Raw genomic sequence first — 15,330 nt, 5'->3', positions numbered from 1 at the left:
GAATTTTAATTAAAAACTTCCCTTAATTTCCATTTCGCCATTCCTTATAAAGTACCTATATTTATCGCTTGTAAATCGTTACTTTTTTTAATGGAACTCTATAAAGAAAATCAACTTAAAATATACAATTCTCTTTCTAAAACGAAAGAAGATTTTAAACCCATAACAGACGGATATGTAGGTATGTACGTTTGTGGGCCCACAGTATATAGCAATGCACATTTAGGAAATGTAAGAACATTTATGTTCTTTGATGTTGTGTACAGATATTTGTTGCATTTGGGCTACAAAGTGCGTTATGTGCGTAATATTACAGATGCTGGGCACCTAGAAAATGAAGATGATGAAAGTGAAGATAAAATTGCTAAAAAAGCACGTTTAGAAAAAATTGAACCTATGGAAGTGGTTCAAAAATACACTGTAGATTTTCATAACGTATTAAAAAACTACAATTTTTTACCTCCAAGTATAGAGCCAACTGCAACAGGTCATATTGTTGAGCAGATAGAAATGATTAAAGAAATCATAGAAAAAGGTTTTGCGTATGAAGTAAATGGTTCTGTTTATTTTGATGTGTTAGAATATAATAAAAAAGGAAATTACGGAATTCTTTCTGGTAGAAAAGTGGAAGATTTAATCCATAATACAAGAGCTTTAGATGGACAATCTGATAAGAAAAATCCACAAGATTTTGCACTTTGGAAAAAAGCTGATGAAAGACATATTATGAGATGGCCTTCACCTTGGAGTGATGGTTTTCCTGGTTGGCATTTGGAGTGTTCTGTGATGAGTACAAAATATTTAGGCGAACAATTTGATATTCATGGAGGAGGATTGGATTTAAAATTTCCACATCATGAATGTGAAATTGCACAATCGCAAACTTGCTCTGGTGTAAAACCCGTAAATTATTGGATGCACACTAATATGTTGTTGTTAAATAGCCAAAAAATGGCAAAATCTTCAGGAAATTTTATTTTACCAAATGAAATTTTATCAGGAGAAAATAACATTTTACCAAAAGCATTTTCTGCATCTGTAGTTCGCTTTTTTAACATGCAAGCCAATTACAGAAGCATTTTAGATTTTTCGGGTGAAGCTTTAGAAGCCTCAGAAAAAGGACACTCTAAATTAATGGAAGCAGTTTCTTTTGTAGCTAAAATTGAAGCTGGTGAAACATCAACTTTTGATGTCCAAAAATGGAAAGCAGCTTGTTATGCAGCAATGAATGACGATTTTAATACACCAATTTTAATTTCGAATTTGTTTGATGTTGTAAAAATCATCAACCAAATTAAAGAAGGCAAAGCAAGTTTAACTTCAGACGATTTAGAAGATGTAAAACAAACTTTAAACGCTTTTGTTTTTGATGTTTTAGGGTTGATGAACGAAAATGCTCAAGACAATTCAGGAAAAGTAAATGGAGTAGTGGAGTTGCTTATCAAACTAAGAAAAGAAGCAAGAGAAAATAAAGATTGGGCTTTGTCAGACCAAATTAGAGACGAATTAATTGAACTAGGAATTCAATTAAAAGATGGTAAGGAAGGCACAACTTTTTCGATAAATTAAAAGCCCATCCCAATCTTCCCAAAGGGAAGGAGTTCCAAAATTGATAGAAATTATCAAAAATAATTACAAAAATATGTTTTGTTCTATTTTTAATAAAATTGTCATTTCGACGATAGGAGAAATCTCATAATTAAAAACATAAAATTTAATTTTGAAAAAAATACTTTCATATCCATTTATTTTAATTGTGCGTTTTTATCAAGCAGCAATTTCTCCTTATACACCAGCAACTTGCAGATATAGCCCAACTTGTTCACATTATACTATAGAAGCTTTGCAAAAACACGGTTTATTTTCTGGAGGTTGGTTATCTTTGAAGCGAATTTTTAGTTGTCATCCTTGGGGAGGAAGTGGTTATGATCCTGTGCCAGAGAAAAATAAGTAAATAGAGTAAAGAGAAAATAAAAAAGACGCAAAACTTAGAACTTTAAATCTTGAATTTTAAACATTGAACATATAAGTATGAATTTTTTAGCAATAGAGTGGAGTCCATCAATAGGAATCGATTTAGGTTTTTTTGTAGTTCGTTGGTACAGTTTGATGTTTGTAGCCGCTTTTTTATTGGGTTTACACCTAATGAAAAAAATATATATAGAAGATAAAATTCCCGCAGAAAAACTAGATACATTATTTATGTATGTTTTTATTTCGATGTTAATTGGAATGCGTTTTGGTGATGTTTTCTTTTATAGTTGGGATTATTATCAAGATCATTTATTAGAAATATTTTTACCCATAAAAGAAAGTGCAAACGATAGTTTATTTGGTTTTATTAAAGGATATAAATTTACTGGGTTTACTGGTTTTGCAAGTCATGGAGCAGCTATTGGAATTCCTATTGCCATGTACTTTTATGCAAAAAAACATTTACACAAACCTTGGCTTTTTATTTTAGATAGATTGGCAATTATGGTTGCTTTAGCTGGTTTTTTTATTAGAACAGGTAATTTTATGAATTCAGAAATTGTTGGAAAGGCAACAGGTTCTGATTTTGGCGTAATTTTTAAAAATAATGCAGAAAATTTTGCAAGACATCCAACGCAAATCTATGAAGCTATTAGTTACTTAATTTTATTTTTTGTAATGTGGCATTTGTATTGGAAAACTGATAAAAAAGAACAAACAGGTTTCTTATTTGGTTTGTTTTTTGCAGTTTTATGGTCTTTAAGATTTGTTATAGAGTTTTTAAAAGAACCACAAGTCCAAGAAAGAGGAGAAGAATGGTTATTTAGTCCTTTAAATACAGGTCAAGTTTTAAGTATTCCCTTAGTTTTAATAGGTTTGTGGTTAATGTTCAGAAAAACTAAAAACACAGAGAAAGTAGGGTAATGGAAAAATTAAAAGAAAGATGGGGCATAGAAAGCAATTGGGCTGTTGTTGCTATTTTTATTGTCTTTGCAATTAACGGATCATTTGCAGCTTGGGTTGCAAAACCTGTAACTGCTTTTTTAGGATTATCAACAGAAACTTTAAGTCCTTGGTTTTATTACCCTTTAAGGATTATATTAATATTTCCAATTTACCAATTAACACTCCCAATTGTGGGTTGGCTTTTTGGTCAATTCAAATTCTTTTGGGCTTTCGAAAAAAAGTTTTTAAGTAGATTAGGTTTTGGTTTTTTATTTAAAAACGATGCCTAAATATCGATGATTGTAATTTCTTTATCCTTTTTTTCCTCTTTTTTAATTACGTAAGTGTAAAACCACATAATTGTAAAAGTTGGTATAACATCAGAAAAAGGAACAATTTCTTCTATAAAACTTACAATACCAGCTGCTTTTCCTAAATTACCTTTGTACATTCTTGTCATTAAATAACCAGAAATTGGAGCCCAAGCTAAATCTATTGGGAACATCGTAAAAAAGCCAATAAGATCTAAAACAACACTGAAGGCTAATTTTTTATATTTTTTATTCATGGTTTTAGGTGTTCAAAATTCTTGCCAAAAAATAATTTTGTACCACAGAAAATGGTAAGTTTGTTAAAAGTAACAAATCAAAAATGAATTTTAAAAGTTTTACTGATAAAATAGAAGATTTTAAAAATGTTGAATTAGGAGGATTGGATGCTCAATTTAAAATGGCACCAAAACTGCGACTTCAATACAATAAAGATAAAATTGCAGCAAGTAACCCAAGAAAAGCAGCAGTTTTAGCATTATTTTATCCGAATAAAAAAAATGAAACTACGTTACTTTTAACGCAAAGACCAAGTTATAAAGGCACACACTCTGCTCAAATAAGTTTTCCTGGAGGTAAAGCAGAAAAAGCAGATAAAAACTTAAAAGAAACTGCTTTAAGAGAAACTTTTGAAGAAGTTGGTGTACAAACAGCATCCATAAAAATAATAAGAGAATTAACCGATGTTTACATTCCTCCAAGTAATTTTTTAGCAACTCCTTTTTTAGGTTTTGTTGATAAACAACCAGCGTTTATTTTAAATCATGAAGTTGCAAATACAATTGAAATTTTAGTGAGCGACTTATTAAACGAACATAATATGACCACAGTCAATTTAACAACTTCATACATGCAAAATGCAGATGTACCTTGTTTTAAAATTGATGATCATATAATTTGGGGGGCAACAGGTATGATGCTTTCAGAAATTAAAGAACTGTTAAAATAGCAAGTTCGTAAATTGTTTTGTAATTTTGTTAATCAACTAATTAATATAATTTATTAATGCCTTTATTTAAGAAAAATCCTTTTGGCCATTACTTATTTTTAAAAAAATGGATTATTCGTTTTTTTGGTGTAGTTTCTCATGGTAGATACCAGAATTTTAATAATCTTAAAATTGAAGGTTCTCAAATATTAAGAAATTTACCCGAAAGAAATGTACTTTTTATATCTAATCACCAAACGTATTTTGCAGATGTAGCAGCCATGTTTCACGTATTTAACGCAGCTTTAAAAGGCAGGGATGATAGTATTAAAAATATAGGGTATATCTGGCAACCAAAATTAAATTTTTATTTTGTTGCTGCAGGAGAAACTATGCGTTCTGGACTTTTGCCAAAAATATTCGCTTATGCAGGTGCTGTTTCTATTGATAGAACTTGGAGAAGTGCTGGTCAAGATGTAAAAAGGCAGGTTAAAAATTCTGATATATCTAACATTGGTAAAGCCATAAATGATGGTTGGGTTATAACATTTCCTCAAGGAACAACAACACCTTTTAAACCAATTAGAAGAGGAACTGCGCATATTATTAAAACCTATAAACCAATTGTTGTACCCATTGTTATTGATGGTTTTAGACGTTCTTTTGATAAAAAAGGGTTAAGTATAAAAAGAAAAAATGTTTTGCAATCTATGGTAATAAAAGAACCCTTAGAAATTGATTATGAAAATGAAGAAATTGCAGATATTGTAACGAAAATAGAATATGCAATTGAACAACATCCATCTTTTTTAAAGGTACTTTCTCCAAAAGAAGCAGAAGAATATCTGAAAGAAGAAGAAGAACTAAACAAAAAAAGAGAGTTTTGGAGTTCTTAAATACTCTTTATAAATAACAAAAAAAACATCCAAATTTGGATGTTTTTTTATGTAAAATACCAAAATTAAAAGCGTTATATTATTTTTTGTAATTCACTAAAATTATAAATAATAAGGTTGGCATTTTCTAAAGTTTGATCTGCAGCCATCGGGTTTTTATAACCGAAAACAAAAATTCCAGCATCGTTTGCAGCTTTAATTCCATTGTCTGAATCTTCAATAACGATACAATTTTCTTTGGGTGTTTTTCCTAACAATGCTGCTTTTTCAAAAATTTCAGGATGTGGTTTTGAAGCTTTTAAATCTGCGCCAGAAATTTTAGCTGTAAAATATTGATTTAAATCAAAGCGATTAAAAACTCTATTGATATTTACCATCGCTGAAGAAGAAGCTAATACTAAGGTGAATCCTTTATGATAGCAATGTTTTATCAAATCTTCAACACCTTCTACCAAATGTAAAGTTGGGTCGTTTTCAAAGAAATTTACGTATCGTTTTCTTTTATTTAAAACAAGTTCTTCAGGATCTAAATTCAACCTAAAATGTGAAACTAACTTCTGAAAAGCATTAATTGTTGATGAACCTGTGAGTGATTTGTAGAGTTCATCAGAAACATCTACACCAATGGAAATAAAAGTTTCGTAATATGCTTTTTTATGGATTTCTTCAGAGTCTATAATAACACCATCCATATCAAAAATTACGCATTTTATATTTTTTGGTATTTTCATGTTTTAAATATTGATTATAATTAAATAAGTATAAAGTTTTAAAAATAAGATGTTTGTAGTGATTTCAACAACTGTTTTAATCTTTTTAATATTATTTATTTTTTTTGCAGATTTAATTATACCCATAATTGATAAAATAATAATTATTAAAGGAATCATACCAATTAAAGTATGTAATAGATAAGAATTTTCATCATCAACTTTAAATGATAATACAGCTATTATTATCGTTAAAATAAAAGAAATAAAGGCAAGTTTTAGAGGTGTAAAAGAAAAATTATTCATAAAATATCAATCTAAAAATTTAGCTTTTAATTCTGGAGTAGGGATTACACAATTTTCTTTTTTACCAAACCATGTATACCTGTTTTTTGCAATAAAATCGTAGACAAAATCTCTAAAACTTTCTGGAAACAAGAAGCCAATTTGAGTAATATTCCAAAATCCACCAAAATCTTTCATCACTTTTAAAGCAGCAGTTGATTTAAGATCGTACGCAACTCCAGGTTCGTACAAAATTATAGAGTCTACTTTAGCAGTATTTATATGCAAATAGTCTGTAATTTTTTTACCAGATTCAGATTGTAATGCTGCAAAAACAAAGGTGTTTTTTCGATCGTATTTTATCACTTTTAAAACAGCATTATTGCATAAATTACAAACACCATCAAAAAGAATTAATTTTTTATTTTCAGGAATCTCAATCATATTATGGCTTAAACAATAAAAAACAAAATTAATGTATCTTTTTTTAAAATTGATGTAACAAATATAATTTTTGGTCGTCTTATGTTTGTAATTGGGTTTATTAATTCCTTTTAACAAAAAATTAATAATCGCTATCAGTAGCATTCAATACTTTTATAGTAAAATTAACCAAACGAATGATTAGAATAGAAAAACTTCACAAATCTTATCCTATAGGGAAAGATTCTTTGCACGTATTAAAAGGAATTGATTTACACATAAAAGAAGGCGAATTTGTTTCTATTATGGGTTCTTCTGGATCAGGAAAATCTACTTTATTAAACATTGTTGGCTTGTTAGATATTCATGATGAAGGTGATTATTTCTTAGATGGGCAACTTATAAAAGACATGAATGAGAAGAAAGCTGCTTTGTTGAGAAACAAATTTTTAGGCTTTATTTTTCAATCTTTTAATTTAATATCTTACAAAACAGCTGTAGAAAATGTTGCACTTCCTTTGTATTATAAAGGAATGGCTAGAAAAGAGCGTTTGGAAGTTGCTTTAGATTACTTAGAAAAAGTTGGTTTAAAGGAATGGGCACACCATTTACCAAACGAACTTTCTGGAGGACAAAAACAACGTGTTGCAATTGCAAGAGCATTAGTTACCAACCCAAAAGTAGTATTAGCAGATGAACCAACTGGGGCTTTAGATTCAACAACAACAGATAATGTAATGGATTTATTAAAAGACATTAATGATGAAGGGATGACTGTTTTTGTAATTACACACGAAGAAGAAGTAGCAGAACAAACCAAACGAATTGTGCGCTTAAAAGATGGTGTTATTATAAGTGATGAATTCACAAAAGCATCTAAAGCAGTATAAATTATGTTTGATATAGATCGTTGGCGAGAAATTTTTCAAAGTATTAATAAAAACAGGTTACGTTCTGTAATGTCTGGTTTTACTGTGGCTTTTGCTATTTTACTTTTCACTTTATTGTTTGGAATTTCTAACGGACTTGGTAACTTTTTTAAAACCGCTTTTGCAGATGATGCTCAAAACTCTATGTTTGTTAGGGTATGGAGAACTACAATACCTTATAAAGGTTTACAATCTGGTAGAAATGTTCAGCTAAAAAATGAAGATTATAACTATGTATCAGATGAATATGAAAATAAAATTGAATATCGATCTGCAAGAATCTACAAGAATTTTATAATTAAACATAAAAATGAAGCCAGTTCGTATAGTGTAATGGCTGTAAACCCAGATCATCAATTTTTAGAAAAAACCATAATTGATGAAGGTAGATATTTAAATGAAAGAGATATTCGTGAAAAATCGAAAGTAATTGTTATTGGTAGGCTTATAAAAAAAGATTTATTTGGAGAAAAACCTGCGCTAAATAAAAGAGTTACTTTAAATGGAAGTTCTTTTTTAATTATAGGAATTTTTTCTGATGATGGAGGAGATAATGAAGAAAGAAAAGCATTTATGCCATTAAGCACAGCACAAACAATGTATGGCAATAATGATTATATAAGTCAAATAGCTTTAGGTTATAATCCAAATTTAAATACGGATGAAGCTATTGCTTTTGGAAATAAATTGGAACGTGATTTACGTAATAAATTAAATATACATCCAGATGACCAAAGTGCACTTTCTGTAAGAAACATGGCAGAAGCTAATAAATTTGTAAGCACAGTATCTTTAGCATTATTTTTTATTATTGTTTTTATTGGTTCTGGAACTTTAATAGCGGGTATTATAGGTATTTCTAATATTATGATTTTTGTAATAAAAGAAAGAACTAAAGAGTTTGGAATTAGAAAAGCATTGGGAGCAAAACCGTCATCAATAGTTAGTATGGTTGTGCAAGAATCAGTTTTAATAACCACAATTGCAGGCTATGCAGGTTTAACTTTAGGAACTTTTATTTTAAAGATTGAATGGTTGAGAGAACTGTTAGAAGACTATTTTATTAAAGATCCAAGCGTAAGTTCTGGGCTAGTAATTGGAGCAACTATTGTTTTAATTGTGTCTGGATTAATTGCAGGGTATTTACCCGCAAAAAGAGCAGCAAACATTAAACCTATAGAAGCCTTAAGAGCAGATTAATTATGAAGTTTTTATTCGATTCAGATACTTGGCAAGAAATTTACGGAAGCATTCGTAAAAATAAAGTAAGAACAGCAATTACCATTATTGGTGTTCTTTGGGGAATTTTCTTGTTGGTCGTTTTATTAGGCTCAGCAAGAGGTTTAGAGAATAGTTTTAATAAGTTATTTGGAAACTTTGCAACAAATAGTGTTTTTGTTTGGACACAATCTACAGATACACCTTTTAAAGGTTTTCAAGAAGGAAGACGTTTTCGTTTAAACATGAATGATATTGAGGTTTTAAAATCAGAATACACGAAAGAAATTAAATTATTAGCACCAAGAAACCAAACAAATAATTTAATTGTAAAAGATTTTAAATCTGGTAACTTTCAAGTTAGTGGCGATTATCCTGTACTAGATCAAATTCAGAAAAAACAATTATTATATGGTCGTTTTTTAAATGAAAATGACATTATGAATACAGCAAAAGTTGCAGTAATATCAGAAGATATGTACAAGCAATTATTTGAAATTGATGAAATGCCAATTGGGCAATATATTAAAATAAATAGTATTGGTTATCAGGTAATTGGTGTTTATAAACCCTCTAACACCATAGATTTTGATGGCGATTGTGCATACATACCTTTTACAACTTTTAAAAAAGTATACAATACAGCCAATAATGTAGATTGGATGATGATAACTGCAAACGAAGGTACTGATATTGAGCAGATGGAAGCAGATGTATTGCAAACGTTAAAAGGTTTGCATAAAGTTCACCCAGATGATGAAAGAGCTTTTGGAAGCGTTAATTTAGGAAAAGAAATAGGGAAGGTTACAGGATTTTTAACAGGAATGCAATTTTTAACTTGGTTTGTAGGTATTGCAACATTAATTGCAGGAGTTTTTGCAATAGGTAATATCTTATTAATTACAGTAAAAGAAAGAACACAAGAAATAGGAATAAGAAGAGCTTTAGGAGCAACTCCAAAAAGTGTACGTCAACAAATTATATTAGAATCTGTTTTTTTAACAACCATAGCAGGTATGATCGGAATTATCTTTGGGGCTTCTATTTTAGCGTTAATTGATTCCTTTTTAGGTTCTGGTGAAGATGCAGTTTTAATAAACCCAACTGTAGATATACCCATTATAATAATAGCATTTGCCACTTTAATTGTGTTAGGAACATTAATAGGACTAATTCCTGCACATATGGCAACAGTAGTAAGACCAATAGAAGCATTAAGAGAAGAATAAAATCAATCACAATTAACTAAATCATGAGTAAAAGATCAAAAATTATTTTAATTATAATTGCAATATTATTTTTTGTTGCATTAATTTGGTTCGGAAAAAAGAACAAAAAAAGTATTGTAGAATACGAAACTGAAACACCTTTTAAAACCACAATTGTTAAAAAAACAGTGGCAACTGGTAAAGTAACACCTTTAGAAGAAATTGAAATTAAGCCGCAAATAACAGGTATAATTGATAAAATTTTATTAACTGAAGGTGCTAAAGTTACCAAAGGAGATTTAATTGCAATGGTAAGAGTTGTGCCAAATGAACAATCTTTAATCAGCGCAAAAGGTAGAGTTGATAATATTAGATTGAATGTAGACAACGCAGAAATTGCTTACAAAAGAAATAAAAACTTACTTGATAAAGGTGTAATATCTAGACAAGAATTTGAACGTTTTGAATTAACATATAATTCTGCTTTGCAAGATTTAAAAAACGCTCAAAACGATTACGTAATTATTAAAAGAGGTTCTGCTGCATCTGGAGGTGCTGCCAACACCAATATTATGGCTCAAATGTCTGGAACTATTTTAGAGATTCCTGTAAAAGAAGGAGATCAAGTTATACAGGCTAATAATTTTAATGCAGGAACCACAATTGCATCTATTGCAGATATGAGCAAAATGATTTTTGAAGGAAAAGTAGATGAATCTGAAGTTGGTAGATTAGTAAATGGTTCAGATATCGAGGTTTCAATTGGAGCTATTGAAGGTGTTAAATTTCCTGCAAAATTGAATTTTATTGCACCAAAAGGAACAGAAGAAGGAGGAGCAGTACAATTCAAAATAAAAGCAGATGTTTCTTTAGATGATAAGTTTTTTATTAGAGCTGGTTATAGTGCAAATGCAGATATCGTTTTAGAAAAAAGAGATAGTGTATTATCTGTAAAAGAAGCTGTTTTAAGATTCGATAAAGATACAGAAGAGCCTTATGTAGAAGTAAAACAAGCAGATGGAACTTTCGAAAAGAAAACTCTAAAATTAGGAACTTCAGATGGCGTAAATGTTGAAGTTTTAGAAGGAATTACAAAAGATGATCAAATTAAAATTTGGAATAAGGCATCAAAAACAGATGTTAAAGTGGAATAATCCATAAGCATTATCTTACAAAATAATAAAAATTTTGTAGTTTTTATAGAAAAGAAAGGGAATTCAATTAATTTTGAGTTCCTTTTTTTTTATTTTACATAAATATTTTAAAGCTTGTGATCCATTCAAACCAAAAAAGATTTACCCAGAATTACAAATTGAATAGAATGTTGGTAAAAGGACAGAAAGTAAAATTTTAAATCTCAAACCTAGAACTTTCTACCACCAAACCAAAAAGAACTTTTCAATTTGTCCATTTGGTTTTTTTAGCCAGCAAAGAGGAGAAAATTGTCTGGTTAAAGATTCGTTAGATTTTTGTTTAAATTCAACATAATTCAACCAATCTACATTTTGATGCGGAATTATAAGCCAATCTTTCTTAATTGGAATAAAAAATTTACAATTGCTTAAATTTTCTAATTCTTTTTTGTTGATGAAAAAGCCAACAATACAATCTTGATTTAAAGTTAATAATTCAATACTTAAATTAGAAAATGGAACAAATAATTGTGCTTTAAAATATACTTGTTGCTCAATGTTGTTAATATCTAAATTGATGGTTTTTAAATAAGTTTTACATTCACTAGTGTAGAGAAGAGGTAACTGTTTTTCTTTAAGTTTTGTGAGTTTTTCAAGTAAAGAATCCTTTCTATTAGGCCCAATAAAATGTTCGATCTCATTATTACCTATGTATGCATCATAGAGATAAAACTTATAAATGATTTCTAAATGAATTGGTTTTTTATCTTTTAGAATAATGCAATCCAACTCACCCAAAGTAATTTTTTCTTGTTGAATTTGAACATTTTCACATACAATAGCAGTATCATTTTCTTCCTTTAATTGATAAGAAACAAAACGTTCAATATATTTTCCTAGTCTTAACTTTTCATCAATATCAATATTTATTTTTGATGATTTCTGCGCAATTTCAAATTGATGTAAATCAAAAACAGCATCGTTTTTCCACAAACAATTCGTTTGTAAAAAACCATTATATCTTTTTTGAATATCTTTTGTTTTTTGGTGCATATTTAAAGGCACTAATTTCCATAAATAATCTAACATATTTCGTATTTATTTTATCGAATAAAATATCGTTTTAATATTTAGAATTATTGTTGCCCGATAAAAAACTTTATAAACTTTCAAAACGCTTACTAAATAGCCAAATATTTAATATGTCGCCCTTCTAGGGCTTAACAAAATTTTGAAATAATTTTCTATTAATATTTCATCCCTCTGGAATTTTAGCTCTGTAAGAGCGTAATATTAATAAAAAAACACAAAAATGTTATAAAGCTCCATAGGAGCGAAATTTAATCAGAAAAAGTAATTTAGAATTTATAAGTATCGAATAATAAGAAAACCCTCTGTGAATCTCAACAAAACATTTAAAATATAACTATGTGAATATCCGTGAAAATCACAACCACAAACATCCGTGAAATCCTCGTCAACTTTAAAATAAAATTCGTGAATTCGTGGCAACCTTTATTCCCCAATAATTCGTAAATTTAACCATTAAAATAATTCAAGAGGCAATTCGAATTAAGAAATTTCTCTGTGAATCTCCTCCACACACCAAAAATATTATTCTGTGAATCTCCGTGAAAATCTCAACCACAAACATCTGTGAAAATCCGTGTCAACTTTATAATAAAATCCGTGAATTCGTGGCAACCTTTATTCCCCAATAATTCGTAAATTGAACCATTAAAATATCTCAAAATGTAATTCGAATTATGAAATTTCTCTGAGAATCTCCTCCATACACCAAAAATATAACTCTGTGAATCTCCGTGAAAATCCGTGAAATCCCCGACAACTTTATTATAAAATTCGTGAATTCGTGGCAACCTTTATTCCCCAATAATTCGTAAATTGAACTATTAAAATATCTCAAAATGTAATTCGAATTATGAAATTTCTCTGAGAATCTCCTCCACACACCAAAAATATAACTCTGTGAATCTCCGTGAAAATCTCAATCACAAACATCTGTGAAAATCCGTGAAATCCCCGACAACTTTATTATAAAATTCGTGAATTCGTGGCAACCTTTATTCCCCAATAATTCGTAAATTGAACCATTAAAATAATTCAAGATGCAATTCGAAAAAACCACATTTCAATTTCTAAAAGATTTACAAGAAAACAACAACAGAGATTGGTTTGCAGAACATAAATCAACTTATGAAAAAGCAAAGAAAAACGCAAAAGAAGTGTTTACGGCTATTCATCATAAATTGCAAAATCACGATGAAATAGAGAAATCTAAAATGATGAGAATTTATAGAGACGTCCGTTTTTCGAATGATAAAACTCCTTATAAAGCACATTTTGCAAATTCATATTCGAGATTGGGAAAAGAATTAAGAGGAGGTTATTTTTTAAGAATAAGACCAGGAGAATCTTTTTTAGCTGGCGGATTTTGGGAACCAAGTAAAGACGATTTATTCAGAATTAGAAAAGAAATTGAACAAGACGCATCAGAAATACGATCAATTTTAAAAGACAAAAATTATAAAAAACATTTTGGAGGCACTTTTGAAAGTTTTAGCGAATTAAAAACAGCACCAAGAGGTTTTGATAAAGAACATCCAGATGTAGATTTGTTGCGTAAAAAAGGATTTATCGCCACAAAAAACTTTACAGATGAAGAAGTTTTATCCGAAGATTTTGTAGATCAAGTTAATGAAAGTTACAAAGTTTTAAGACCTTTTTTCAACTTATTCAGTGATATTTTAACGACGAATTTAAATGGGGAGAAACTGGTTTAAGATTTTTTTTGACACGGATTTCACGGATTTTCACTGATGGATATGTTTATTAGATTCAGAAAAATTTAAATATTAGGATTTTTTTTTAAAAAAATTATCAATTTTTGGTTTCAAAATTTAGTTAAAATCATATTTTTTATGCTTTTAGTGTTAGTTATAGTAGTTTATTAAAAAGCATGAGTATTTTCCCCTTTGGGGAATTAAAGGGGCTTTAAATTCTTATCAACCTCACGTTTTAAAACAATAACTGTAACAATTGTAGACAAAGTATCTGCAATAGGAAAAGACCACCAAACTCCAGCAACTCCATAGTATTTAGGTAAAAAATATGCCAGAGGAATCAAGAAAATCCCTTGTTTTAAGAGCGTTAAAATCAAAGCAGGAAATGCTTTTCCTGCTGCTTGAAAATAAGCAGAACCAATTAATTGCATGGTAACAATGGGTGTTACTAAAAAAACAATTAGCATGGCGTTTGGAGTTTCGTTTAACAAAGTTGCATCATTGGTGAAAATCCAAATAATTTGTTCTTTAAAAATTACAATTCCTATAAAAATAATAGTTCCTAAAATAGATCCAAAATAAATCGATTTCTTAATCGTTTCTTTAACTCGGTCGTTTTTATTTGCTCCAATATTAAAACCAGCAACAGGTAAAAATCCTTGTGAAACGCCTAAAACTGGCGACAATGCAAACATCATTACTCGATTTATAATTCCGAAAATAGAAATTGAAATTTCTCCTCCATAGGTAAAAAGTGAGTAATTTAAAACAATCATTAAAATGCTAATGGCACCTTGTCTTACAATCGTAACTCCACCTAATTCAATAATTTCTCGAACAATTTTAAAGTTTAATTTAAAATTTTTTGGTAAAATTTTAAGTTCACTTTTACTCGATAAAAAGAAATATAAAATATATAACCCACAACTTGCGAAGGAAATGGAAGTAGCTAAACCAGCACCTGTCATTCCCCAATCGAAAAATTTAATAAAAATTACATCTAAAATAATGTTTAAAACAGCAGGAATCATCATTGCATACATTGCAAATTTGGGTTTTCCTTCTGCTCTAATTACTGGATTTCCCATCATTGCAAATGCCAAAAACGGAACTCCATAAATCACTACAGCAAAATAATCGGAGGCAATTGGTAAAATATCACCTTTTGCTCCAAATAAATTTAAAATAGGCACACTAAAAAAGTTGCCCAATAAAACAAAAACAATCGCTAAAATTAGTGTTAAACAAATCTGGTTTCCAAAGGTTAAAAAGGCTTTTTCAGAGTTTTCTGCACCTAAAGCTCTAGATATTATGGAACTTCCTCCAATTCCAATTCCCATTCCTATTGAGGATATTAAAAATGCAATTGGTAAAACCACAGTAATTGCAGCAATTGCCAAAACACCAATCCATTGGCCAACAAAAATGGTGTCAACAATCATATTTAAAGACATTACAAGAATTCCTATAGTTGCAGGAACTGCTTGTTTTATCAATAATTTGCCAATTTTTTCGGTGCCTAATTCGTTTGCTAATTTTGCCATAAGA

General features: G+C 29.4%; 17 protein-coding genes. 11 read left to right on the top strand and 6 right to left on the bottom strand.

Annotation, left to right across the window (positions count from 1 at the left end; all coding sequences use genetic code 11):
• Positions 1-90: 90 nt before the first annotated feature.
• The 4 genes from cysS (at position 91) to P161_RS0116555 (ending at position 3,209) form a co-directional block, all read left to right on the top strand.
• Positions 91-1,569, top strand: a complete 1,479-nt coding sequence (gene cysS, locus P161_RS0116570; protein WP_026778013.1) for a cysteine--tRNA ligase — start codon at positions 91-93, stop codon at positions 1,567-1,569.
• Positions 1,570-1,720: 151 nt separating this feature from the next.
• Positions 1,721-1,954, top strand: coding sequence for a membrane protein insertion efficiency factor YidD (yidD, locus tag P161_RS0116565; protein WP_026778012.1), 234 nt, complete (start codon positions 1,721-1,723; stop codon positions 1,952-1,954).
• A 77-nt stretch (positions 1,955-2,031) separates the two neighbouring features.
• Positions 2,032-2,898, top strand: coding sequence for a prolipoprotein diacylglyceryl transferase (gene lgt / locus P161_RS0116560; RefSeq protein ID WP_026778011.1), 867 nt, complete (start codon positions 2,032-2,034; stop codon positions 2,896-2,898).
• Entirely contained in the window at positions 2,898-3,209 is a 312-nt protein-coding gene (locus P161_RS0116555) for a DUF6787 family protein (RefSeq protein WP_026778010.1), read from the top strand. Before lgt ends, P161_RS0116555 begins: the two co-directional genes overlap by 1 nt.
• Here the strand turns inward: P161_RS0116555 and P161_RS0116550 are convergent.
• Complete coding sequence (locus P161_RS0116550; RefSeq protein WP_026778009.1) at positions 3,206-3,487, bottom strand: hypothetical protein; 282 nt, start codon at positions 3,485-3,487, stop codon at positions 3,206-3,208. The genes P161_RS0116555 and P161_RS0116550 overlap by 4 nt on opposite strands.
• A gap of 83 nt (positions 3,488-3,570) precedes the next feature.
• On the opposite strand from P161_RS0116550, the gene P161_RS0116545 reads away from it, so the two are divergent.
• Entirely contained in the window at positions 3,571-4,197 is a 627-nt protein-coding gene (locus tag P161_RS0116545) for a CoA pyrophosphatase (RefSeq protein WP_026778008.1), read from the top strand.
• 56 nt (positions 4,198-4,253) lie between these two features.
• Complete coding sequence (locus P161_RS0116540; RefSeq protein ID WP_026778007.1) at positions 4,254-5,072, top strand: 1-acyl-sn-glycerol-3-phosphate acyltransferase; 819 nt, start codon at positions 4,254-4,256, stop codon at positions 5,070-5,072.
• A gap of 74 nt (positions 5,073-5,146) precedes the next feature.
• On the opposite strand, the gene P161_RS0116535 is transcribed toward P161_RS0116540, so the two are convergent.
• From P161_RS0116535 to P161_RS0116525, 3 genes are read right to left on the bottom strand one after another with little or no spacing between them, the layout of a single operon-like run.
• A complete protein-coding gene (locus tag P161_RS0116535) occupies positions 5,147-5,803 on the bottom strand; it encodes an HAD family phosphatase (RefSeq protein WP_026778006.1) in 657 nt (218 codons plus the stop codon).
• 3 nt (positions 5,804-5,806) lie between these two features.
• On the bottom strand, positions 5,807-6,088 hold the full coding sequence (locus tag P161_RS0116530) for a hypothetical protein (RefSeq protein ID WP_026778005.1): 282 nt from the start codon (positions 6,086-6,088) through the stop codon (positions 5,807-5,809).
• A gap of 6 nt (positions 6,089-6,094) precedes the next feature.
• Positions 6,095-6,511 (bottom strand): thiol-disulfide oxidoreductase DCC family protein, encoded by a 417-nt coding sequence (locus P161_RS0116525; RefSeq protein ID WP_026778004.1) that lies wholly within the window; start codon positions 6,509-6,511, stop codon positions 6,095-6,097.
• Between the two features lie 176 nt (positions 6,512-6,687).
• Here P161_RS0116525 and P161_RS0116520 point away from each other — a divergent pair, with 176 nt between their 5' ends.
• From P161_RS0116520 to P161_RS0116505, 4 genes are read left to right on the top strand one after another with little or no spacing between them, the layout of a single operon-like run.
• Positions 6,688-7,380, top strand: a complete 693-nt coding sequence (locus P161_RS0116520) for an ABC transporter ATP-binding protein (RefSeq protein ID WP_026778003.1) — start codon at positions 6,688-6,690, stop codon at positions 7,378-7,380.
• A gap of 3 nt (positions 7,381-7,383) precedes the next feature.
• Positions 7,384-8,619, top strand: coding sequence for an ABC transporter permease (locus P161_RS0116515; protein WP_026778002.1), 1,236 nt, complete (start codon positions 7,384-7,386; stop codon positions 8,617-8,619).
• 2 nt (positions 8,620-8,621) lie between these two features.
• Positions 8,622-9,866 carry an ABC transporter permease gene (locus P161_RS0116510; RefSeq protein WP_026778001.1) on the top strand — a complete coding sequence of 415 codons (1,245 nt, stop codon included), beginning with the start codon at positions 8,622-8,624 and terminating at the stop codon, positions 9,864-9,866.
• Positions 9,867-9,889: 23 nt separating this feature from the next.
• The gene (locus P161_RS0116505; RefSeq protein ID WP_026778000.1) at positions 9,890-10,999 is read left to right on the top strand and encodes an efflux RND transporter periplasmic adaptor subunit; all 1,110 of its coding nucleotides are present in this window, start codon (positions 9,890-9,892) and stop codon (positions 10,997-10,999) included.
• Between the two features lie 219 nt (positions 11,000-11,218).
• On the opposite strand, the gene P161_RS0116500 is transcribed toward P161_RS0116505, so the two are convergent.
• On the bottom strand, positions 11,219-12,067 hold the full coding sequence (locus P161_RS0116500) for a DUF1853 family protein (RefSeq protein ID WP_231494756.1): 849 nt from the start codon (positions 12,065-12,067) through the stop codon (positions 11,219-11,221).
• Positions 12,068-13,107: 1,040 nt separating this feature from the next.
• Between P161_RS0116500 and P161_RS0116495 the strand changes: the two genes are divergently transcribed.
• Positions 13,108-13,782, top strand: coding sequence for a DUF2461 domain-containing protein (locus tag P161_RS0116495; protein ID WP_026777998.1), 675 nt, complete (start codon positions 13,108-13,110; stop codon positions 13,780-13,782).
• Positions 13,783-13,982: 200 nt separating this feature from the next.
• On the opposite strand, the gene P161_RS0116490 is transcribed toward P161_RS0116495, so the two are convergent.
• Positions 13,983-15,326 carry an MATE family efflux transporter gene (locus tag P161_RS0116490; RefSeq protein WP_026777997.1) on the bottom strand — a complete coding sequence of 448 codons (1,344 nt, stop codon included), beginning with the start codon at positions 15,324-15,326 and terminating at the stop codon, positions 13,983-13,985.
• Positions 15,327-15,330: the final 4 nt, after the last annotated feature.

Origin of the sequence: Polaribacter sp. Hel_I_88, assembly GCF_000687935.1 — a bacterium.
Classification (GTDB): Bacteria; Bacteroidota; Bacteroidia; order Flavobacteriales; family Flavobacteriaceae; genus Polaribacter.
Note: the sequence above shows the minus strand (reverse complement) of the source record. Positions and strands in the feature narration are given on the sequence as shown.

Coding starts and splice junctions, on each gene's coding strand:
- P161_RS0116505 (WP_026778000.1), top strand. CDS start 9,890: ATGAGTAAAAGATCAAAAATTATTTTAATTATAATTGCAATATTATTT.
- P161_RS0116550 (WP_026778009.1), bottom strand. CDS start 3,487: ATGAATAAAAAATATAAAAAATTAGCCTTCAGTGTTGTTTTAGATCTT.
- P161_RS0116515 (WP_026778002.1), top strand. CDS start 7,384: ATGTTTGATATAGATCGTTGGCGAGAAATTTTTCAAAGTATTAATAAA.
- lgt (WP_026778011.1), top strand. CDS start 2,032: ATGAATTTTTTAGCAATAGAGTGGAGTCCATCAATAGGAATCGATTTA.
- P161_RS0116555 (WP_026778010.1), top strand. CDS start 2,898: ATGGAAAAATTAAAAGAAAGATGGGGCATAGAAAGCAATTGGGCTGTT.
- cysS (WP_026778013.1), top strand. CDS start 91: ATGGAACTCTATAAAGAAAATCAACTTAAAATATACAATTCTCTTTCT.
- P161_RS0116490 (WP_026777997.1), bottom strand. CDS start 15,326: ATGGCAAAATTAGCAAACGAATTAGGCACCGAAAAAATTGGCAAATTA.
- P161_RS0116525 (WP_026778004.1), bottom strand. CDS start 6,511: ATGATTGAGATTCCTGAAAATAAAAAATTAATTCTTTTTGATGGTGTT.
- P161_RS0116495 (WP_026777998.1), top strand. CDS start 13,108: ATGCAATTCGAAAAAACCACATTTCAATTTCTAAAAGATTTACAAGAA.
- P161_RS0116500 (WP_231494756.1), bottom strand. CDS start 12,067: ATGTTAGATTATTTATGGAAATTAGTGCCTTTAAATATGCACCAAAAA.
- P161_RS0116520 (WP_026778003.1), top strand. CDS start 6,688: ATGATTAGAATAGAAAAACTTCACAAATCTTATCCTATAGGGAAAGAT.
- P161_RS0116545 (WP_026778008.1), top strand. CDS start 3,571: ATGAATTTTAAAAGTTTTACTGATAAAATAGAAGATTTTAAAAATGTT.
- P161_RS0116530 (WP_026778005.1), bottom strand. CDS start 6,088: ATGAATAATTTTTCTTTTACACCTCTAAAACTTGCCTTTATTTCTTTT.
- P161_RS0116540 (WP_026778007.1), top strand. CDS start 4,254: ATGCCTTTATTTAAGAAAAATCCTTTTGGCCATTACTTATTTTTAAAA.
- P161_RS0116510 (WP_026778001.1), top strand. CDS start 8,622: ATGAAGTTTTTATTCGATTCAGATACTTGGCAAGAAATTTACGGAAGC.
- P161_RS0116535 (WP_026778006.1), bottom strand. CDS start 5,803: ATGAAAATACCAAAAAATATAAAATGCGTAATTTTTGATATGGATGGT.